Annotated in this window: 19 protein-coding genes; 13 read left to right on the forward strand and 6 right to left on the reverse strand. The window is 59.3% G+C overall.

Going from position 1 to position 21,086, the window contains the following annotated elements:
• Positions 1-64 precede the first annotated feature (64 nt).
• The 3 genes from ACHHTY_RS01100 to ACHHTY_RS01110 all read left to right on the forward strand — a co-directional run bounded on the left by ACHHTY_RS01100 (position 65) and on the right by ACHHTY_RS01110 (position 3,981).
• Entirely contained in the window at positions 65-616 is a 552-nt protein-coding gene (locus tag ACHHTY_RS01100) for a YqgE/AlgH family protein (RefSeq protein ID WP_395492192.1), read from the forward strand.
• Between the two features lie 261 nt (positions 617-877).
• On the forward strand, positions 878-2,866 hold the full coding sequence (locus ACHHTY_RS01105; protein ID WP_395492193.1) for a BCCT family transporter: 1,989 nt from the start codon (positions 878-880) through the stop codon (positions 2,864-2,866).
• A gap of 113 nt (positions 2,867-2,979) precedes the next feature.
• The gene (locus ACHHTY_RS01110) at positions 2,980-3,981 is read left to right on the forward strand and encodes a porin (protein ID WP_395492194.1); all 1,002 of its coding nucleotides are present in this window, start codon (positions 2,980-2,982) and stop codon (positions 3,979-3,981) included.
• Here the strand turns inward: ACHHTY_RS01110 and ACHHTY_RS01115 are convergent.
• The gene (locus ACHHTY_RS01115; protein ID WP_395492195.1) at positions 3,978-4,922 is read right to left on the reverse strand and encodes a sulfite exporter TauE/SafE family protein; all 945 of its coding nucleotides are present in this window, start codon (positions 4,920-4,922) and stop codon (positions 3,978-3,980) included. The two genes, ACHHTY_RS01110 and ACHHTY_RS01115, sit on opposite strands and share 4 nt — an antisense overlap.
• A gap of 280 nt (positions 4,923-5,202) precedes the next feature.
• Between ACHHTY_RS01115 and ACHHTY_RS01120 the strand changes: the two genes are divergently transcribed.
• Complete coding sequence (locus tag ACHHTY_RS01120; RefSeq protein ID WP_395492196.1) at positions 5,203-5,595, forward strand: PPC domain-containing DNA-binding protein; 393 nt, start codon at positions 5,203-5,205, stop codon at positions 5,593-5,595.
• A gap of 73 nt (positions 5,596-5,668) precedes the next feature.
• Here ACHHTY_RS01120 and ACHHTY_RS01125 read toward each other — a convergent pair whose 3' ends face one another.
• From ACHHTY_RS01125 to ACHHTY_RS01140, 4 genes are all read right to left on the reverse strand, one after another.
• The gene (locus ACHHTY_RS01125; protein ID WP_395492197.1) at positions 5,669-7,078 is read right to left on the reverse strand and encodes an efflux transporter outer membrane subunit; all 1,410 of its coding nucleotides are present in this window, start codon (positions 7,076-7,078) and stop codon (positions 5,669-5,671) included.
• Between the two features lie 22 nt (positions 7,079-7,100).
• Positions 7,101-10,217 (reverse strand): efflux RND transporter permease subunit, encoded by a 3,117-nt coding sequence (locus ACHHTY_RS01130; protein WP_395492198.1) that lies wholly within the window; start codon positions 10,215-10,217, stop codon positions 7,101-7,103.
• 2 nt (positions 10,218-10,219) lie between these two features.
• The gene (locus tag ACHHTY_RS01135; RefSeq protein ID WP_395492199.1) at positions 10,220-11,314 is read right to left on the reverse strand and encodes an efflux RND transporter periplasmic adaptor subunit; all 1,095 of its coding nucleotides are present in this window, start codon (positions 11,312-11,314) and stop codon (positions 10,220-10,222) included.
• 126 nt (positions 11,315-11,440) lie between these two features.
• Positions 11,441-12,019, reverse strand: a complete 579-nt coding sequence (locus tag ACHHTY_RS01140; protein ID WP_395492200.1) for a TetR/AcrR family transcriptional regulator — start codon at positions 12,017-12,019, stop codon at positions 11,441-11,443.
• A 284-nt stretch (positions 12,020-12,303) separates the two neighbouring features.
• On the opposite strand from ACHHTY_RS01140, the gene ACHHTY_RS01145 reads away from it, so the two are divergent.
• The 8 genes from ACHHTY_RS01145 (at position 12,304) to ACHHTY_RS01180 (ending at position 19,513) form a co-directional block, all read left to right on the forward strand.
• Complete coding sequence (locus ACHHTY_RS01145) at positions 12,304-12,630, forward strand: hypothetical protein (protein ID WP_395492201.1); 327 nt, start codon at positions 12,304-12,306, stop codon at positions 12,628-12,630.
• A 12-nt stretch (positions 12,631-12,642) separates the two neighbouring features.
• Complete coding sequence (locus tag ACHHTY_RS01150) at positions 12,643-12,966, forward strand: hypothetical protein (protein WP_395492202.1); 324 nt, start codon at positions 12,643-12,645, stop codon at positions 12,964-12,966.
• Between the two features lie 317 nt (positions 12,967-13,283).
• Positions 13,284-13,625 carry a hypothetical protein gene (locus ACHHTY_RS01155; protein ID WP_395492203.1) on the forward strand — a complete coding sequence of 114 codons (342 nt, stop codon included), beginning with the start codon at positions 13,284-13,286 and terminating at the stop codon, positions 13,623-13,625.
• Positions 13,626-13,660: 35 nt separating this feature from the next.
• A complete protein-coding gene (gene nrfD / locus ACHHTY_RS01160; protein WP_395492204.1) occupies positions 13,661-14,905 on the forward strand; it encodes an NrfD/PsrC family molybdoenzyme membrane anchor subunit in 1,245 nt (414 codons plus the stop codon).
• Positions 14,906-14,933: 28 nt separating this feature from the next.
• Positions 14,934-15,680, forward strand: coding sequence for a 4Fe-4S dicluster domain-containing protein (locus ACHHTY_RS01165; RefSeq protein ID WP_395492205.1), 747 nt, complete (start codon positions 14,934-14,936; stop codon positions 15,678-15,680).
• A gap of 14 nt (positions 15,681-15,694) precedes the next feature.
• Complete coding sequence (locus tag ACHHTY_RS01170) at positions 15,695-16,066, forward strand: cytochrome c3 family protein (protein WP_395492206.1); 372 nt, start codon at positions 15,695-15,697, stop codon at positions 16,064-16,066.
• A gap of 95 nt (positions 16,067-16,161) precedes the next feature.
• The gene (locus tag ACHHTY_RS01175) at positions 16,162-18,138 is read left to right on the forward strand and encodes a sensor histidine kinase (protein ID WP_395492207.1); all 1,977 of its coding nucleotides are present in this window, start codon (positions 16,162-16,164) and stop codon (positions 18,136-18,138) included.
• Positions 18,131-19,513: a sigma-54-dependent transcriptional regulator gene (locus ACHHTY_RS01180; RefSeq protein ID WP_395492208.1), complete on the forward strand. Its 1,383-nt coding sequence runs from the start codon at positions 18,131-18,133 to the stop codon at positions 19,511-19,513. Before ACHHTY_RS01175 ends, ACHHTY_RS01180 begins: the two co-directional genes overlap by 8 nt.
• Here ACHHTY_RS01180 and ACHHTY_RS01185 read toward each other — a convergent pair.
• Positions 19,503-20,381: a cytochrome c3 family protein gene (locus tag ACHHTY_RS01185; protein WP_395492209.1), complete on the reverse strand. Its 879-nt coding sequence runs from the start codon at positions 20,379-20,381 to the stop codon at positions 19,503-19,505. The two genes, ACHHTY_RS01180 and ACHHTY_RS01185, sit on opposite strands and share 11 nt — an antisense overlap.
• Positions 20,382-20,428: 47 nt before the next feature.
• On the opposite strand from ACHHTY_RS01185, the gene ACHHTY_RS01190 reads away from it, so the two are divergent.
• On the forward strand, positions 20,429-20,719 hold the full coding sequence (locus ACHHTY_RS01190; protein WP_395492210.1) for a hypothetical protein: 291 nt from the start codon (positions 20,429-20,431) through the stop codon (positions 20,717-20,719).
• Positions 20,720-21,086: the final 367 nt, after the last annotated feature.

A 21,086-nucleotide genomic window follows, 5' to 3' on the forward strand; every position in this document is an offset into this window, starting at 1 on the left:
CCGGCTCCGGGCTTCGGGTCTGTCCTGGAGCCGGATTGTTAATCCTGCCGGGGGGATACTCACATTGGACAGCTTGCAAGGCTATTTTCTCATCGCCACTCCCCATATGTCCGACGCCCGCTTCGCCGAAACGGTGATTTATCTCTGTGTCCACAATGAGGAAGGAGCCATGGGACTGGTCATCAATCAGCCCCTGAAGGACGTCAGCCTGGCGGACATTCTGGCCAATGCCGGCATCCCTTACCCGGACGAGTTGCCGGGGCCGGTTTATCTGGGCGGGCCGGTGGAAACCAGTCATGTCTTCATGATTTATTCGTCGGATTACAGTATTTTCAACCAATTGGTGGTCAGTCCCGGGGTTTCCCTCTCCCGCGATCCGCAATTATTTTATGACCTGGCCGCCGGTCATGGTCCCCGTTACTATCTCGTCACCCTGGGCTACGCCGGCTGGGCTCCGGGCCAGCTCGAGGCCGAACTCAGCGTTGAGGGCTGGCTGGCCCTGCCGGCCCACGAGGATATTATCTTCGCCACCCCGGATCAGCACAAGTGGCGTAAAGCAGCCCAGGCCCACGGAATTGACATCGGTCTCTTCGGCAGCATCGTCGGTTCAGCCTGAGCACCGCCCTCTGCCGGCGCCGGAACCTGCCTTTGCGGCCCGGATCCGTCGGCCCGCCCAGCCATGTTCCTCCCTGGTCGCCTGATTTTTTTCAATTTTTTTCTAGCCGGGTTTTCGTTATTTCTCCCCGGGGTGGACGCTTACCCCGATCCATCCTGCTGGCAGGCCACTTGCTCTCTGGAATCATGATGTTATCCTGACCCCGATCCCTTCGGGCAAAAACCTTCTCAATATCATACTAAAACCAGCAGGGAGGTGACTATGACGGAGCAGACCCAGTCCGCCGCCGGCAAGCCTCGCATTCTGATGAACCCGCCGGTGTTCATCCTGTCCGCCGTTCTCACCGTGGCCTTCGTGCTTTTCGCCATGCTGGCCACCGAAACCGCCGGGGCCCTCTTCAGCGCCACCCAGGGTTGGATCACCGAGTCCGCCGGCTGGTTTTACGTGCTGGCGGTGGCCGGCTTTCTGGTCTTTGTCATCGGCCTGGCCCTGTCCGGCTACGGCCGGATCAAGCTGGGCAGCGACCATAGCGAACCCGAGTACAGCTACTGGTCCTGGTTCGCCATGCTCTTTTCCGCCGGGATGGGCATCGGCCTGATGTTTTTCGGGGTGGCCGAGCCGGTGATGCATTACGTCAGTCCACCGGTGGGGGAGGCCGAAACCGCCGAGGCGGCCCGCCAGGCCATGCGCATCACCTTCTTTCACTGGGGAGTTCACGCCTGGGCCATATACGCGGTGGTGGCCTTGTCGCTGGCCTATTTTTCCTTCCGCCAGGGCCTGCCCCTGACCATCCGCTCTTCCCTGTACCCCCTGATCGGCGAACGGATTTACGGACCCATCGGGCACGCGGTGGATATCTTCGCGGTTCTGGGCACCATTTTCGGGGTGGCGACCTCGCTGGGTTTCGGGGTGATCCAGATCAATTCCGGTCTCCATTATCTCTTCTCGGTGCCGACCACGGTGGGGGTCCAGGTGATCCTGATCGCGGTAATCACCGCCATCGCCACTCTATCGGTGGCCCTGGGCCTGGATGCCGGCATCCGCCGGATTTCCCTGCTCAACATGATCCTGGCGGCGGGGCTGCTGGCTTTTGTCCTGGTGGCCGGGCCGACGATCTTTCTCCTCCAGACCATGGTCCAGAACACCGGCATGTACATCTCCTCGCTCTTCGAGATGACCTTCAACCTCTATGCTTATGAGCCCACCGACTGGATCGGGGGCTGGACCCTGTTTTACTGGGGCTGGTGGATCGCCTGGGCGCCCTTTGTCGGGATGTTCATCGCCCGGGTCTCCAAGGGGCGAACCATCCGCGAGTTCGTAGTGGGGGTGCTGTTGGTGCCGGTGGGTTTCACCTTCATGTGGATGACCTTTTTCGGCGATACCGCGCTCCACATGATCATGGTGCAAGGGATCGGCGCCTTGGCCGAGGCGGTGGCGGCGGATACCTCGGTGGCGCTCTTTCAGTTTTTCGAGCAGCTGCCCCTTTCCGGCATCACCGCCCTGATCGCCACCCTGCTGGTAGTTACCTTTTTCGTCACTTCTTCCGACTCGGGCTCCCTGGTGGTGGATATCCTGACCTCGGGAGGCCAGGAGGAGTCACCCGCCTGGCAGCGGATTTTCTGGGCCTTGGTAGAAGGGGTGGTGGCGGCGGCCCTCTTGCTGGCCGGCGGCTTGGCGGCCCTGCAGACCGCCACCATCGCCAGCGCCTTACCCTTTACGGTGGTGATGATTCTGATGTGCTGGGGCCTGTTGCGGGCCCTGCAGATCGAAGGGGTCAAAAGAATCAGTCTGCGCGAGGCCCGGGTGATGCCCCGGGGACCCCATGCCGCCCTCAACTGGCAACAGCGCCTCCAGACCCTGGTCCATCAGCCCCGGCGCCGGGAGGTGCTGAATTTTCTCGACACGGTGGTCAAGCCGGCCCTGCACGAGGTGGCGGGAGAGTTGCGCAAGCAGCAAATGGATGCCCGGGTTGAGGAGGGAGAGGACGGCCGGGTCTGGGTGGAGGTTCGCCACGGCGACGAGGTTGACTTTTTCTATTCGGTCCGCCCCCGTCCCTACGAGCCGCCCACTCTGGTGATGCGGGACACCCGGTCTTCCCGGGCAGAAGCCCTCAAGTATTACCGGGCCGAGGTCCATCTCCGCGAGGGCGGCCAGGATTACGACATCATGGGTTGGAGCAAGGAATACGTGATCAGCGATGTGCTGGAGCAGTACGAACGGCACATCCACTTTCTCCAGGCCGTGCGTTGAGACCAGCGCCCCGGAACCGGGGCGCTCTGAAGCGGGCAAAGCGGCGTCCCGACCCGTTCCGGCCGGACCGGGGGCGCGGCTTTGCCGCCCCACATTATCAGGAGGTTTTTCTCATGCCATCGATGCAGCGTTCCCTGACCGGAGCCGGCCTGGCCCTTTTGCTGGCGGCCCCGACCCCGTCTTTCGCCGCTGAAAACTTCAACTACCAGTTCTACGGTTCCGCCCGGCTTCAGGGTGAGGCGGTCCGTCCGGAAAACCGCCAGGCTCTTGGTTCTTATACCGCCCTGCGCGATGCCTATTCCCGGCTCGGAGTGACCGCCGATTATACCCCCGCCGCCTCCGGCTTGACCATCTTCGGCCAGTTGGAAGTGCCGGTGGATCTGGCCAACCTGCGCTTCCAGGATCCCTTCGACCACAGCCAGGATGTCCGGGTGGCCCAGGTCGGCCTGCGGGGTGATTGGGGTTCGCTGGCCGGAGGCAAAATGTGGATGCCCTACTACAACTCCATCGCCTACCCGGTGGACATGTTCAGCAGCTATTACACCGGATTTGCCACCTTCACCAACTTTCGCCTGAGTGAGACCTTGAGCTACTACAGCCCGGATTTCAACGGGTTTTCCTTCGCCCTGGCCTGGAGCAACGACAATGGGGCCGGCGGCAGCGACCGCTACCAGGGCACCGCCACTTACGACTTGGGCGCCATGGCCTTGGCCGCGGGCCTGGATCGTTTAAGCAGCGACTGGCGGATCTGGGGTTTCTCCTTGACCCACAACTGGGACAATTTTTATCTCGGGGCCAAACTGGAGATTCATGACAGTGATATTGCAACCGGCTACGGGGCCGACGGCGATATCGCCCTAAACCTCTTCACCTCCTACACCATGGGCAAAAACACCCTGAAGGGGATGCTGGCCCAGGTCGACAATTACGGCGAAACCATCATCCACCTGGGCGTTGATCACCAGTTCAACCCCGCCCTGATGTTTTTCGTCGAATACTACCGGGAGCAGGAAAGGGCCGCCATAACCACCAAGCGCGGCAGCGGTGATGAAACCTGGCTCAACGATTTCGGCGGCGGCCAGGTCTGGGTGATCGGCGCCCGCTTCGACTTCTAGAGCCAGATGTTCAGGATATAGCGCCCCCCGCCGAAGAGCAGGATGGCGGCCAGCAGCCACTTGATGGCCTGGGCCGGCACGAATTTCTGCACCCGGGCGGCGATATACATCCCCAGCAGGCCGCCCGCCCCCATCAGCAGGCCCAGCAGCCAGTCCGGGGCCACCGCCAGGTCGGGGTAGAAGGGGGCCAGAACCTGGTAGAAGAGGGCCGCCACCACCGAGGTGAGAAAGGTCCCCATCAGGCAGGCCCCGGCGATGGTGTAAACCGGCAGGTGGAAAATTGCCACGAAGAAGGGGGCGATGATGGCTCCGCCCCCGATCCCGTACATGCCGCCGATTATCCCGACCAGGGCGCTGAGCCCGAAAACCCCCATGGTCGGGGCGCTGATGCGTTCGCCGTAAAAGGTGTAATCGATGCTTTTGAGGGTGAGCCGGCCCAATTCCACCCGCGGCAGAGGCTCCCGGGAGGCCGCGTCCCGGCGTTGGAATTCGTTGACCAACTGCTGGAAGCGCTTCTCGGAAGCGGCTGCGCCGCCCCCGGCGGGGGGCCTGAGGAGAGCCTTGACCATGAACAGGCCGAGATAGAGCAGCACCAGGCCGGCAAAAACCTTGAAATGTTCGGGATCGGGCAGGTAGCTGACCCGCAGCAGCACCCCGATCAGCACCCCCGGTACGGTGCCGGCCACCACCACCCAGGTCAGGGGCCAGACCATCCGACCTTCGCGGATAAAGCGGTAAACCCCGCCGGGGATGGCCACGATATTGAAAAGGTGATTGGTGGCGCTGACCGCCGGGGTGGTGAAGCCCAGCACGCTCATCTGAAAAGGCAGCAGCAGGTTGGCCCCGGAAACTCCGCCCATCCCGCAGACCAGAGCCACCGCGAACCCCGCCAGGAAAGGCACCCAAGGTGCCACCTCGATTCCCGCCACTGGAAAGAACATGCGCTCACCCGATTGTTGGTGGTTGCAAAAAGGCCAAGGACATGGCCGGCAAGCTACCAAGCCCCTTTATCGGTGTCAACCATACCGCACGCCCGGGAACAAGCTTTGGCCGGTCCCGGACTTGCCGGTGGATTTTGCCCATCAGGTCAGTTAACATCCTCAAAAGGGCAGGGGTTAGCGGCAAACTGACCGCATTGATCCTGGCGGCGCTGGCGCCGTCTTTTGAGTGAGGAAAGAACAAATGAGTTTATTCAGGTCATTAAGCTCTCGCGAAATTATAATGGGAAAGCTTCGGCATGGCTCTGATCTGTTGACCGAACTTACCGCTATCGCTGTGCGGCGCGGAATCCAGCTCGGCCGCATCGAGGCGATAGGCGCGGTCCGACAGGCCCGCATCGGTTTTTATGATCAGTCGGGGCAAAAGTACCGGTATTGCACTTTCGAGCAGCCAATGGAGATTACCCAGCTGATCGGGAATGTATCCCTCAAGGATGAGAATGCTTTTATCCACGCTCACATAACCCTGGCCGATGAAACGGGGAAATGCTATGGCGGCCACCTTGCCCATGGGACAGAGGTCTTTGCCTGCGAGTTTATTCTCGAAGCCTATGACGGCCCCACTTTCGAGCGTAGCTTTGATGTAGAAACCGGCTTGCAGTTGTGGTCCATCTAGCAGCCACTGCCGCCGAAAACAAACGGAGGGTGGGGCCGCCAGCGCCATCCCTGGCGGCGGGGAAACAGTTTGCCTACTCCTCCCAGCCGCCGCCCAGGGCCTTGACCAGAGCGATATTGGCCTGGAGCTGCTGGCCGTCGGTGAGCAGGACGGCCCGCTCCAGGGTCAGAGCCGATCTTTCACTGTCGATCACCTCGAGATAGCTGACCAGACCGGCCCGGTAGCGGTGGTGGGCAAGGGTCACGGTTTCCCGGGCGGAGGCCGCCGCCCGCTGCTGGGCTTCCTGCTGGGCGGCCAGGTGCTTAAGGGCGGTGAGGGCGTCTTCCACTTCCCGAAAGGCCTGGAGAATGGTTTGCTGGTACTGGGCCAGGGCTTCCTGGTGGACGGCCTGAGCCTGCTCCAGCCGGGCCCGGTTGCGGCCGCCGTCGAAGACCGGCAGGCTCAACTGGGGTCCGAAATTCCAGAACCGATTACCGCTGTTCAGCAGGGTGGAAAGCTCGCTGCTGCCGAAGCCCGCCGCCCCGGTCAACCGGATGGCCGGGAAGAAGGCGGCTTCGGCGGCCCCGATACGGGCGTTGGCCGCCATCAGCCGCCGCTCGGCGCCGGCCACGTCCGGCCGGCGTTGCAGGAGTTCCGCGGGCAGCCCCGGTTTTACCAGGGGCGGAGTAGGGGCGGGGGCAGGGTCTGCCGCCTGGATGAAGTTACCGGGTGCCTCACCGACCAGCAGCGCCAAGCCGTGCTCGACTTCGCTGCGCCGTTGGCGCAACGCGATCATTTCAGCCTCGGCGACCGCCACCTCGGTTTCTGTCCGGCTCAAGTCCAGCCGGTCGCTTATGCCATGCTGATAGCGGCTGGCCATCAGACGCAGGTTTTCCCGGCGCAGCTCCACGGTTTTTCCCAGCAATTCGATTTCACCATCCAGGGTGCGCAAGGCAAAATAGGTCCGGGCCACTTCCCCGTGCAGAATCAGGCGGAAATTTTCCACCTCCGCCGCTCCGGCGGCGAAATCGGCTCCGGCGGCTTCGCTGAGCCGGCGCAGGCGGCCCCAGAGATCAACTTCGTAACCAAGATTAAGGGGCAGGTTAAGGGTAGTAGTGGTCATGGTCTGGCCGAGAGGCGAAAGGTCGGCCGGGGTTCGACCCCGTTGGGCCGAGGGCTGCAGGTCCAGGCGGGGCAGCAGGTCGGCCTCGCTGATTCCAACCAGGGCCCGGGCCTGTTCCAGGCGGGCCAGGGCGGCCCGCAGTTCCAGGTTGTTGGCGGCGGCCTGCTCCTGGAGCTGGTCCAGGATCGGATCGCGGTACAGCCGCCACCACTCCCCTTTGGGCAGGTCATCGGCGGGCATGGCCTGTTGCCAGGTTTCATCCTGGGCGGGGCTGTGGCGGTATTCAACCGGGCTGGCCACTTCCGGCCTTTGGTAGTCGGGGCCGAGGGCGCAGCCGCCGGCAAAGAGCAGGAAGATTAGGGGTAAAATCACTTTGGGCATTGCTAACTTCTCCTATTAGCTGTCAACTTTGCTGGCGGCTTAGGCGCTTGCCGGCCAGAGTCTCCAGCAGCATATAGAACATCGGCACGAAGATCAGGGCCAGGGTACTGGCCGCCAGCATCCCGGCCAAGACCACCGAGCCGATCTCCTGGCGGCTGGCGGCCCCGGCGCCGCTGGCGAAAACCAGCGGCAGGACCCCGATGATAAAGGTCAGGGCGGTCATTACTATGGCCCGGAAACGCTGACGAGCCGCAGTGGTGGCCGCTTCGGCGGGGCTCATGCCCTCCCGGCGGTTCTGGGCGGCGAACTCGACGATCAGGATGGCGTTCTTGGCCGCCAGACCGATTAATACCAGTAAACCCACCTGAAAGTAAATATCGTTGGGAAATCCCCGCAGCCAGCTGACCAGGGCTGCGCCGAAGACCCCGAAGGGAACGGCCGTGGCCACGGCCAAAGGCAGGGTCCAGCGCTCGTACTGGGCGGCCAGAATCAGGAAAACCATCAGCAGGCCCAGGCCGAAGGCCGCTCCGCCGGCCCCGGCGGCGGCCTCCAACTGGTAAGCCTCGCCGATCCAACCCATTACAGGCTCCCGCTCGTCCTGCAACTCGCGGACCACCAGCTCCATCGCCTCCTTGGCCTGGCCCGAGGTGTAGCCGGGGGCCGGGTCGGCCATCAGCCGGGCGGCCGGGTAGATATTGAAACGGTTGATGATATCGGCCCCGCTGGTCAGCTCCAGGCTAACCAGGGAACTGAGCGGCACCATTGCCCCGCCCGCCGAGCGGACAAAGACGTGGCGCAGATCCTCGGGCTGGCTGCGGAACTCACCCTCTGACTGCAGATTGACCTGCCAGAGCCGGCCGAAATAAGTGAAATCGTTGACGTACAGGGCGCCGAAAGTACTCTGCATGGCCTCGAAGATGCTGTCGATGGGCACCTGCATGGCCTTGGCCTTCTCCCGGTCCACCGAGGCCCGGTAGCGGGGAATGCTGGCATCCAGGGTTGAGCGAACACCCACCAGCTCCGGCCGGGCATTGGCCGCCTGGACCACCCGTCCGGCCAGGGCTTCGATTTCCGCCGGGTTGCTCTCGCCTCGCACCTGGAGATAGCCGTCCACCCCGCCGGTAAGTGACAGACCCTGAATCGGCGGCGGCAGGAAGGCAAAGATATTGGCCTCCTGGATTCCGAAACCCGCCCCCATAATGCGCCCGGCCACCGCCTCGGCATGCTGTTCCCGGGTCGGGCGCAACCCCCAGTCGGTGAGGTTGGCGAAACCGAGCAGGGCGTTGGTCCGCAGGGACATGGCAAAAATATCGAAGCCGGCGATGGAGGTAAAATCGGAAATCTCCTCCATGGCGATCAACTGGCGGGCCAGGTTGTCGCGCGCCTCTTCGGTGCGGCCCAGGGCGGCGGCCGCCGGCAGTTGGCCGACCACGAGGGCGACCCCCTGATCCTCCTGGGGCACCAGGCCGGTCGGCAACCGGTCCAGCACCAGGATGGTCGCAGCGCAGAAAAGGGCAAACAGGGTCAGGCCCAGGCCCCAGCGCCGGATCAGGAAGCCGGCGGTGGTCACGAAAAAATCGGTCAGATACAAGAAGATGCGGTTGAATAGACGGAAGGGAGCCAGCAGCACCCTTGGCTGCTTGTCCAGCAATTTGGCGCACATGGCCGGGGTCAGGGTCAGGGCGACCACCCCGGAGACCACCACCGAAACCGCGATGGTGACCGCGAACTGGCGGTAAAGCTCGCCGCTCAGGCCTCCCAGAAAGGCCACCGGGGCAAAAACCGCCACCAGCACCAGGGTCGAGGCCACAACCGCTCCCGACACCTGGCGCATGGTTTCAATCGAGGCTTCTCGGGCCTTAAGGCCTTTTTCCCGGATCAGTCGTTCGACGTTTTCCATCACGATGATGGCGTTGTCCACCACGATGCCGATGGAGAGCACCAGGCCGAAGAGGGTCAGCAGGTTGACGGAAAAGCCCAGCAACTGCATGCCGGCAAAGGTGCCGATCAGGGAAACCGGAATCGCCGCCACCGGAATCAAGGTGGCCCGCAGGCGCTGGAGGAAGATGAAGGTCACCAGCACCACCAGGCCGGTGGCGATAAAGATGGTGACGACCACCTCGCGGATCGAGACCTGGACAAATTCAGTGGTATCGTAGGGAATCGAATATTCAAGTCCGGCCGGAAATCGATTGCTGATGTCGGCCAGGGTCTCTTTAACTCGGTCGGCGGTGGCCAAGGCGTTGGCCCCGGGTTGGAGATAAACCCCAACGGGAACGGCCGGGGTGGCGTTGTAGGTGGCGGAAAAATCGTAGCGCTGTGAGCCCAGTTCAGCCCGGGCCACGTCGCCCAGGCGCAGGGTGCCGCCCTGCTCGTCGGCCCGGAGGATCACCTGCTCGAATTGCTCGGGGGTGTTGAATTGGCTGGGAGTGGTGACGGTGAAGGTGAAGGCCTGGCCCGGCAGGGCCGGTTCGCCGCCGATCTGACCGGCGGCGAACTGGGCGTTCTGTTCCCGCAGGGCGTCGGCCACGTCCGATGGAGTCAGGCCGAAACGGGCCAGTTTGTCCGGTTGCAGCCAGATCCGCATGGAATAATCCTGGCTGGCAAAGAGTGAGGCATCGCCGACTCCGGGCAGGCGGGACAGTTCATCGAGGACGTTGAGCAGGATATAGTTGCTGATATAGATCGGATCGAAACGGCCATCGGGGGAGGAGAGCACCGGCACCATCAATATATTGGTGGAACGGGCCTCCACCCGGAGGCCCAGATCACGCACCCGCTGGGGCAGCCGGGCCATGGCCGCCTGCACTCGATTGTTGACGTTGATCGCAGCCTGGTCCGGATTGGTGCCCATCGCGAAGGTCACCGTGAGCATCAGCATGCCGGCATCGGTGCTGGTGGACTCCATGTAGATCATGTTGTCCACCCCGTTGATTTCCTGCTCCAGGGGAGCGGCCACCGAAGAGGCGATGACCTCGGAATCGGCGCCGGGATAGAAGGCCTGCACCACGACCTGGGGCGGCACCACGTCCGGGTACTGCTCGACGGGCAGGATCCGCAGGGAGACCAGGCCGGCCAGGAGGATGATGATGGAGATGACCGAGGCGAAAATCGGCCGGTCGATGAAGAAACGGGCCATGCCTAATCCTCCTGTTCGGCGGGGATTGGCATTACCGCCAAGCCGGGGCCCAAGGCTACCTGACCGTTGATTACCAGCCGGTCGCCGGCGGCCAGCCCGGAGAGAATTACCTGGCGGCCGGCCACCACCGGGCCGAGCTCCACCGGCCGAGCCTGGACCGTGTCATCCTCACCCACGACAAAAACCCGCTGGCCGTTGCGGTCACTGCCCACTGCGGCCGGGGGAATAAGGAATACTCCGTCAAGCCGCTGAAGCAGCAGCCGGATCCGGACCAGTTGGCCGGGAACCAGTTGGCGGTCGGGATTGGCGAAGATCGCCCGGGCGGTAACGGTCCCGGTCAGGGGATCGATGACCCGGTCGGTGAAATCCACCACGCCGGGATAGGGATAATCATCGTCGGCAGCCAGGCGGAGGAAAGCCTCCAGGGGTTGCTTGGCGCCATCGCGGGCCAGTACTTTCCGGGCCAGGAGCGCCGCGTCGTTTTCCGGCAGGGAAAAGCGGACATGCACCGGTTCAAGACTGGTGATGGTGGTCAGCAGGGTGCCGAATTCGATCAAGCTGCCTTCGGAGAAGCTCTCCAGGCCGGTGATGCCGCTGCCGGGGGCCGCAACCTCGGTGTAGCGCAGGTTGCGGCGGGCGTCGGCCAGGGCGGCTTCGGCCAGGGCCAGGCGGGCTTCGGTCAATTCCAGGGTGGTCCGGGCCTGGTCCCGTTCCCGCTGGCTGATGGCGTCTTGCTCGTAGAGGTTGGCGCTGCGCTGCCATTCCCGCCGAGCCTGGGCGTGGTCGGCGAGGGCGACGGCCTGGTCGGCCTCGGCCCGTTGCAAGGCGATGGCAAAAGGTTCGGGGTCGATGCGGAAGAGCGGCTCGCCTTCCTGGACCGGGCTACCTTCTATATATAAACGTTGTTCGAGAATCCCCGCCACCCGGGCCCGGACTTCGATCTCGCGAGAACCCCTTACCCGGCCGGGGTATTCGGCCTCCACCCGGACATCCTCGGGCTCCAAAGTCAACACCGTTACCGGAGGCGGCGGCGGTCCCTGCTGGCTGCCGTTGTCGGGCCCGCCATTGCCGCAACCTGCCGCCAGGATTGGGATCATTGCCGCCAGGATAATCAGTGCCCAGGGTCGGGTATTAAATGATCGCCGATTATTATTGTTTTGCATCTTCTCTTCCTGACTTGATGGTTTCGTGCAGGGTTGCCCGGGAATCAGGTCCGGTCTGGTTTAGCTATTCCGGATGGCGTCCCAGGAAGCCCGAACGGTTTGGGCGATAATCTCATCATTAACCGCCAAGTGGCGGTTGCTGTGTTCTTTGGCCAGGGCCACCACCGGTCCCCAGGCCATGGCTTCCAGGGCTTGCATCGGAACATTCTTGCAGAGTCCCTGCTCACGAGCTTCCTGGAGGGTCTGTAAAATAAGGCCCTCTTCGGCCGGCAGCCGGGCAGCGCTTGCGGTGGCGTAAGGGGAATAATAATAAAGCTCCATGAAGCGGAACTCCGCCGGGGCGGTAATGAACATCCGCAAGAGGAAGCTGAAAATCTGGCTAAACCTCTTGGGCAGGGGCCGGTCGGGGTCGAATTCAGCCAGCAGTTGCTGCTGATAGCGATCATGCAGTTCCCTAAATATTGCATGGATCAGGCTGTCTTTATCCTTGAAATAGCGATAGATAGTGCCCACCCCGATTCCCGCCTCCTTGGCGATGGCCGCAATCGGGGCGCCGTGAAAACCCCGTTCAGCCAACAATCCCAGGGCCACGGCCATAATGCGCCTCCGCTTGTCCTGCAGTTCCTTTTCCCGCGCCATATAACCACTCCGGTTGCCTTTTTATCCGGCTGCGGAGTGAACGTTCACTCCGGGGTGCATAGTTATGCAGCAGGGGTTTAATGTCAAGCGAAAAGGTCGGCGTTGCTTTGGTTGGCCCCTGCGACCTAGTCGTCGGCCGAGGGGATTTCTTGGCAGGGTTGCAGAGGCTTGGCAAAAACGCAAGCAAATTTACGGGTCATGTCACGAAAAAACAGCTATTTATAGTTTGGCACGGTTTGTGCTATTTAACCAAGCCAAACAACCAGAAGCAAAGGAGGGATAAAATGGAAAAGAGAAACGCAAAAAAGTTTGCCTACCTGGGCGCCGGGGCCGGCCTGGGTCTGTTCACCTTGTTCGGCTTGCTTTACGGCTTTCTGCTGGCCGGGGTAATGGGGTTGCAACTGACCGGGATGATATTCGGGCCGGGTGAATTCGGAATTCTGGCGCGGATCATCGTTTCCTTGGGCATTCTCTTCGGGGTTCTGCTCGCCGCCCTGGCCTGCGTCACCGGGACGGCCACCCTGGGTTACCTGGTTGGCCTGGTAATCGATGCAATCAAAGAAACAAGAACCGGATCGTTAAAGATTCATAATGCAGCAGCCAATAAATAAGGAGGAAAAGCCATGAAAACCAATGAAACCGCCAAAAAGGGATTGTATGTGGGAGTCGGCGCAGGCCTGGTATTCTTCGTGCTGGCCGGATTGTTGCCGGGAACTTTGCTCGGCGGCGCCGTGGGACTGAAAATCATCGGGATCATGTACGGCGGACCGATGCCGGTGGCGATCCTGCCCAAGGTGATTCTGGCCGTATCGATGATGTTGGGGGTCATGCTCTCGGCGGTAGTTTACATCTTCGGCTCCGGGCTGGTGGGCTGGAGTGTCGGCCACGCCCTTGAAGCCTCCCGGGCCAAGGCCAAAGCCGCGGCCCCGCTCACGGCTCACAAGTAAGCCCTGACTTAAAAAAAACTGCCGGCAAATGCGGCGACCGAGCAAGCCTCGGTCGCCGCATTTTTTTGCACTTTTGCATTTTTTTGCAACAATGCAAAAAATTTAATTAGGTTATATTTTGTAAAAACAGTCACTTAGCATGAGGCACGGTTTATGCACCTGCGGTTTGCAAAGCAGCAAATTAACCGATTTCGCAACCCTGCAACTGAGTGGATGGCCTGTTGAGGTTATGGATTGACTGATTGGATGGTAGTGCGGCTTAATAAGAAGTAACGGTTAGTTATGGGCAGATAATGAACCAAACAAGGGGAGAAACCATGAAATTCATTGTCAGCAGAAAAAGAGTCTCGGTTACGGAAAACCGGCAAATTTGCGAGGAGGCCTTCCAGGAAGCGCTGACGCCGTTGGATTATCGCAACGTCGAAAGCCTGGAGAAGGCCCGGGATAAGATCTGGTACAAGGACTGGATCGCTGACGGGGTCAACCATCGGGAGGAAAACGGCATGGTGGTCTGCGAAAAAAAGGAGAAATCCCGGCAGTGGGTCATCAGGCTCGATTCCCTGGATGAGCTGCTGGATTTCCAGGGCAAGTATGGTTCGATCCTGCTCTCTGACAGTACCCCCTATGTGGAAGTGAAAAAAGAGATCACCATTTTATAAGGCAAATCGCCCAATATTTCGCCAGGAGGGCAATCATGGCAGATGAAACAAAGCAGAGTAGGGCCACGACCGGCAAGGATTCGGGTGGTCCGCCGAGCCCGGGTTTTACCTCGGAAGTGATGTCCGCCGTTGCCGGCCTTCTTTCCGGCACCCGTTCTTTTTACATTATCTTCTCACTGTCCCTGGTCACCATCGTAATCGCGTCCGTCGTCAGCCTGGACGCCATGCGGATCGGGTTTCATAACGCCTACAATGTTACCCGCGAGATCCAGTGGGGCCTTATCATCTCAACCTACATTTTCTTTGTCGTTACCTCTACCGGCCTTTGCATCGTATCCGCCATCGGCCATGTTTTCGGCATGAAGGATTTCATGCCCATCGTCAACCGGGCGGTTTTCCTTTCGGTGGTCACCATTTTCGCCGGTTTTACGGTTATTTTCTTCGATCTTGAAAACCCCTTCCGGATGGGGATATACCAGGTAATCTCACCCAACTTTGCTTCCAACCTGTGGTGGATGGGCACACTTTACGGCGCATACATGATATTCATGGCGATCGAGTTCATCTTTATCCTCCTCCACAAACATAAAATCGCCTACTATGCGGCTTTGGCCGGGCTGATCTCCGGTATTGCGGCCCACAGCAACCTGGGCGCCATCTTCGGCATGCTCACCGGGCGAGAATTCTGGTACGGCCCCTACATGCCGATCTACTTCATCGCCTCCGCGGCCATGTCGGGCGGAGCGGCGATTATTCTCTTCACCGTCCTGGGCTACAAGATCAACAATGAAGTTATCGACGCGCCGATGAAAAGGGCCCTGGAGGCGGTTTCGAAGCTGACCGCTTTGATGATCGCGGTAATTCTCTTTTTCACCACCTGGAAAATTATTACCGGCCTGGTGGGCACGGCCGGTAAAAAAGATGTCCTGATGGCGATGCTGACCGGACCATATGCTCTCAACTTCTGGGGGTTTGAAGTGCTGATCGGCATGGTCATACCCTTTGCCTTATTACTGGGTTCGCGCTTCAGGAACGTCAAGATCAGCTTTCTGGCCTCCATTTTGATGATTATCGGAATTTTCATCATGCGCTACGACCTGGTGGTCCTGGGTCAGGTGGTGCCGGCCTTCCAGGAACTGGGCGTCATCGAAGCCCGGGAACTGAACACTTACTTACCGTCGTTCCACGAAATGATGATCACTGTTGCCGGCCTTGGCATCGTCGCCGCCGCTTTTCTCCTGGGCGAGCGCGTGTTCAAGGGCCATAAAAGCGGTCACTGAATCCACCACAGACCAGGGAGCCTACCTCATGTTTGAGAATATCGATAAAATGAAACGGGAACCAGCCGGGACTCTGCCGGAGTTCGAAAGGAGGAAATTCCTCAAGTTGGGATTTGTCGTTACCGGCGTCCTGGCCGGTGGCGGCCTCCTCTCGCTGGTTTCCACCGTGGAGAAAAGCTTCGCCTCCAGCGGGCTGTTCCTGGAGCAGTATCCCTATAAACCCCATTACAGCATGGTGATCCGCCAGAACCTCTGTATCGACTGCGAATTGTGCGTGGCCGCCTGCAACGAGACCAACCAGGTGCCCTCCTACGGCTACCGGACCACCATTCTGGAAAGAACGGTTCCCCACGCGGTGGGGCGGCAGACCGAGTTTATTCCGATGCTCTGCATGCAATGCAACGATCCGCCCTGCGTCAGGGCCTGCCCCACCCGGGCCAGTTATAAAGACCGGAAAAACGGGATCGTCATGATGGAGAACAAAAAGTGTATCGGCTGCAAGGCCTGTATGGTGGCTTGCCCTTACAACGCACGTTATTTCAGTGAAGAGATCCATGCCATCGACAAGTGTGATTTCTGCTTCGTCACCCGGCTCTCCAAGGGCGAGAAACTGACGGCCTGCTCGGCGGCCTGTCCCACCGGGGCCCGGACCTTCGGCGATCTTGCCGATTCCGCCGGTAAGATCTACCGCATGATCCACCAGCTCGAAGCCCAGGTCTGGACCATCCGGCCCAAAGCAGGCACCAAGCCCAACGTATTTTATATGAAGGGATGAAAAGGAGCGCTAAAATGAGAAAAATGCTATTAATATCACCTCTGGCCGTGCTGCTCAGCCTGGCGCTCTGTTACGCGGCCTTTTCCGCCCCCGGCAAGAATTCCGGACCCGGTGACGTGATTTACACCGAACCGCTGATGGCTGTGATTTTCAGCCATGCCGACCACCTTAAAAAGGGCATGGTCTGTTCCTCCTGTCATCCCGGGCTTTTCGAGATGAAGGCCCTGGCCGTCCAGGAAAGGGATGATTTCACCATGGAAAGCCTTTACCAGGGCAAATACTGTGGCGCCTGTCATACCGGTAATCTGGCCTTTGCTTCCGACAGACAGTGCGCCCGCTGCCATATCGGGGTCAAGGGTTACAACCGGCTCCAGGAAAAAAAATGAACCAGGCCGCCAAGGGGCCGGGGGTTGGGCGACTTGCCCGGCTACCGGCAGCAATGGTCCGCCGGTGACTCCTTTTTCCCCGATCAGGGACTGACATGAAGAACAAGTTTTTGGTGATAGGAATTTTTGTCACCATCGTTTCCATCCTGATCACCGTGAACGTGCTCTTTCATGAGAACCTCCTGAGAGAGCTGGCGGTGTCTTATAACCGCCAGCAGATGCTGATCGCCCGGGGAATTTCCAACTGCATCAAAGCCAACATCGACAAGGAAATCGTCAAGATCCAGCTGATTGCCGAAACCCTGTCTTACTACGCCCCGGCAGAGAACTGGGAGGTCGATGCCATCTTCGCCGACTTGTTCGAGGCCGAGTTTGATCTCGGGGCCGATATGACGGTCTATAACCGTGAGGGCCAGGTCCTTTTCTCAACCAAACCCGGCGAAAATTATATTGATCTGGCAGAATTCGGCGAATTTTCCCACCGCGAGGAGGCGGTGGTTTTCCATGACCTGGAACATATCCATGTCCTCTACCCGATCAAAAGAGATGGGCAGGCCATGGGCTGGGCCTTGATCGACCTGTCGATAAACGAGATCGCCAACAAGCACCTTTCTACCTTCAGAACCGGCAACCGGGGCTATGTCTGGTTGATGGACCAGAGCGGCAACCTGCTTTACCATCCCAACGCCCCCGAGATGGTCGGCAAAAACCTCTATAACGCCCGGACCGAATGCTTCGGCTGCCATACTTCCTTCGAGCTTCCCCGCAAAGTACTGGAAGGGGCGCCAATGGAGTCGGGTCGTTATATCGCCACCACCCAGGAAGACAAAATCCTGTCTTTTTCGCGCCTGGATATCGGCGCTGACAGCTGGCTGGTTTTTCTCTCCTCGCCCTACTCGGAGGTGGTGGCCGTCGCCCAGAACAGCATGAGAACCTATTCCTGGCTGGTGGTGGCCATTTTCTCGACTTTCTTTCTCGGCGCTTCTATTTTTGCCTATCTGATCCGCAAAAGCATTTTGAGCGAGCGGGCGGCCAACGAGGCAATCCTGATCGAGAATAAAAAGATGGATACCATTGTCAGCGCCATCGGCGCCGGCCTGCTGCTGCTGGATCAGAACCACGAAATCATCTGGGCCAATGAAACCGTGCAGCAGTGGGGCGGGGATCTGGTCGGCAAGCAATGTTCCGAGATCTACCCGCTCTGCCTGCCGCCGGATGAGGCCAGCGGCCGGGTTTGCCACGATGTGCGCAAGGGCCTGTTCGGCAAGAGAAACACCATTTTCCAGATAACCACGGCGCCGGTCAAAAACGCCGCCGGCGAGACTCTCGGGATTCTGAAGTTGATCCAGGACATTACCGAAATCAAAAGCATGGAAGACAAGATTGCCCAAACCGAAAGAATGTCCGCCCTGGGCCGGGTTGCCGCCGGGGTTGCCCATGAGATCGGTAATCCTTTGACCTCGATTTCATCATTTGTCCAGATTCTGAAGGAACGGGCTGAAGACGATTTTACCCGGGAAAACTTTGACCGGGTCGAGCACAATATCCAGAGGATCACCAGGATTTTGCAGCAGATGTCGAGATTCTCCCGGCTCCCGGCGATGGAGATCAAGGAACACAATATCAACGATATTATAAATTCATGCCTTGAAATCCTGAAATTCGATAAAAAACTCAAGCAGATAACCACCCGGCTCGAATTGGCCGATGATCTGCCGCCGGTCAGGGTCGATGACGGCAATATGATACAGGTCTTCATCAACCTGCTGCTCAACGCCGCCGATGCCATCGCCGACACCAGCAAAAAGATAACCATCCGCACTTTTAAGGAGAATGACCGGGTAGTCGCCCAGGTGATTGACAACGGATGCGGCATTCCGGAAGAACTGCTGGGTCAGATTTTCGATCCCTTTTTCACCACCAAAGAGAAAGGGACCGGCCTGGGTCTGTCGATCAGCCATGAAATCGTCAAGAAATTCGGCGGCGAGTTGCGGGTTGAAAGCCTCGAGGGCCATGGGAGCGTGTTTTCGATTATCCTGCCAGCAAATCCTGAGGGGGTTAATAATGGCTAGAATTCTGGCGGTTGACGACGAAGAGGATATTCGGACCATTCTGAGAATCGTCCTCAGCGGTGAAGGCTACGAGGTTGATACGGCGCACAACGGCCTCGAAGCCATGGCGATGATGGAGGGCAGGAGCTACGACCTGGTGATAACCGACCTCAAGATGGAGGGGGCCGACGGCTTTGCCGTGTTGAAGAAGGCCAAGGAAATCGATAGCCTGCTGCCGGTCATCATGATCACGGCCTTTGGTTCGATCGATTCGGCGGTGGAGGCTATGAAGCTGGGGGCCGCGGATTATATCGTCAAGCCGTTTCTCCATGATGATATCAAGTTCACGGTGCGCCATATTCTCGAGCATGGCAGCCTGCGCCTGGAGAACATGGCCCTTAAAAGGCAGATCTCCCAGAAGCTCTCCATCGAGGAAGTCGTGGGCCTCTCCGAGCCCATGCTTAAGATCTTCGACACCATCGAGAAAGCTGCGCCCACTAGGGCCAATATCATGATCACCGGCGAGTCCGGCACCGGCAAAGGGTTAATCGCCGAGGCCATACACCACAACAGTCCGCGCCGGAACAAGCCCTTCATGTCGATAAATTGCGCGGCCATTCCGGAAACCTTGCTCGAATCCGAACTCTTCGGTTACAAGAAGGGGGCTTTTACCGGGGCCAACTGCGACAAGACCGGCCTGGTCACCATGGCCGACGGCGGCACCCTGTTTCTGGACGAAATCGGAGATATGCCCTTGGTAATTCAGTCCAAAAGCCTCAAAGTGCTGGAATCCGGAGAGTTGCTTCCCCTGGGTGACACCAAGACCAAGTCGGTTGACGTACGAATTATTTGCGCCACCAACAAGGATATCGAGGCCTGCGTCCGCGACAAAACCTTTCGCGAGGATCTTTACTACCGGCTCAACGTAATCGAAATCCGGATGCCGCCCCTGCGGGAGCGGCCGGAGGATATTCCCCTGCTGGCCAACCGCTTCCTCCAGGAGGAACATTCGGTGCCTGGCAAGGTGGTCAAAGGCTTCGCTGAAGCAGCGATTAATGCCATGCTGGCCTATTCCTGGCCCGGCAACGTCCGGGAACTGAAAAACGTGGTCGAGCGGGCCGTGATCTTCGCCGCCGGCGAGCAGATAACCCTCGAGGATCTGCCCCAGAAAATCAAGTCCGGCGGGGCTGGGGGAGGAACCGGGGCGCCCGAGGACTCCCGGCTGCAGCCCCTTAAGGCGATGGTTTGCGACTATGAAAAGGATATCATCATCAACGCCTTGAAGCGGTTCGGCGGCAACAAGGAAATGGTTGCCAAAACCTTGAGCGTCGATCTGACCACGCTTTATCGCAAGATGAACAAGTTCGGGATCGATGAGGAGGACATCAAAAAATAAACATCATGGGATCCCGGTAGGCGTGGCATTCGACGCATAACTCCCGGGCCAGCTCCGGGCCGATTCGCCAGGTGTGAGCGTGATGGCACTTTAGGCAGGAGATTCCCGCATGCTGGTCATGGCGGCCGATGCTGTCCTGGTTGGCGTGACAGGCCACGCAGGTTGCCTCGGTCGGCCTGATGTCACCGTGGGGCTGATGACAGCTGTGGCATTCCAGGTTGCTCATGGGCCCCCGGTCGGGAATGTCCTTATGGCAGGTGATACAGCTCTCTTTGGAGGGAGGAGAAGCGGTTTCGCCGAATGAGTGGCAGACCATGCAGGCAAAACTCTCCATGCCAATGCCATGAACCATTTTGTCCTGGTGGCAATTGAAGCACCGCTGTTCGTCGGGATAAAAATTATGGGTGTTACCGTCATGGCATTCGCGGCAGGAAAGACCTTCCATGAAAACATGGCGGGCATGGCCATAGGACTTGCGCAGGCCTAATCCGCCCTGCCTGGCGACGTCGAGGTGACATTGGCTGCAGTTGGCCCAGGGCTTTTCCCGGGCGTGCTCATGGCGAATCTCGCTATGATCCCAGGTGAAAATATAGGCAAGCAGCAACTTGTTCTGGCTGATCAGGCTCATCGAATGGCAACTCTGGCAAACGAAGTCGCGGTGGCCGCTGACCCGCCACTCCCGGTGGGCTTCCTCCACCACATGACAAAGCTGACAATATTGGGGGTCCTGATCGACAAATTGATAGGTTTTGTAGCCGTTAACTATGATCAGGGCGATAACCACCAAGGCAACCGGAATCAGGATCGGATGGGAAGGCTCGACTATTCGCCCGATTGATTTGATCAGGTCTTTGAGTGGCTTCGTCATCGATTCGTCATCGCGGTGGTTGGTGATCTTTAGTCGGGGGAGAATTGGTGAAAAAAATTTTCAAACTGTCCGTCGTTGTAGGATGCAACTTCGGGGCGGTTCTCGGGATCCTGGTTGCGCTGATGATCAATTTCCTGGGCGACGGCTCGTTTGGCGGCGGTTGGTACGAAGCCGTCGAACACGACCTGGGGCGCTGGTTCGGCCCTGATTTGGCCGCCATATCCTGGGTAGTATACAGCGGCATAGTAATGGTCATCGTCATGATCTCCGCCATCGGCGCCTTGCTTGGTGCCTTTTTCGGGGCGGTTGTGGGCAAGTTGCTGAGCGCCCTGGACTGAAAATCCCTCCTCCTGCCAGCCCCGGCCCGATCAACTGCCGGTCCCCCTAAAGTGCCGAGTCAAGTCCGAAAACTAGTGACACATTTTTTCGTTGCTGTCAATCTTGATACCCATTGTGGCACAAACACAGGTCTTAATGTGAAGATGTCTGGCTGTCAGGCCGGCTTTTTAGCTTTAATTCGATCATCATCAGTACCCGGGAGGAGACGCTGCGAAGCGGGGCAGCGAGATGTGCCCGCAAACCCCCAAAGAACCCCAAGCCAGCCATGACAACAGGCCGAATGGAGTGTATGATAACCCTGTTCCCCTTGAATTTGCGATCGGGCCTCTTTGGCCAATTAATAAAACGTCTCCGAGCCCATACCCG

The sequence above is a fragment of the Desulfurivibrio nitratireducens genome, assembly GCF_044068515.1.
In the GTDB taxonomy this organism is placed as follows: domain Bacteria; phylum Desulfobacterota; class Desulfobulbia; order Desulfobulbales; family Desulfurivibrionaceae; genus Desulfurivibrio.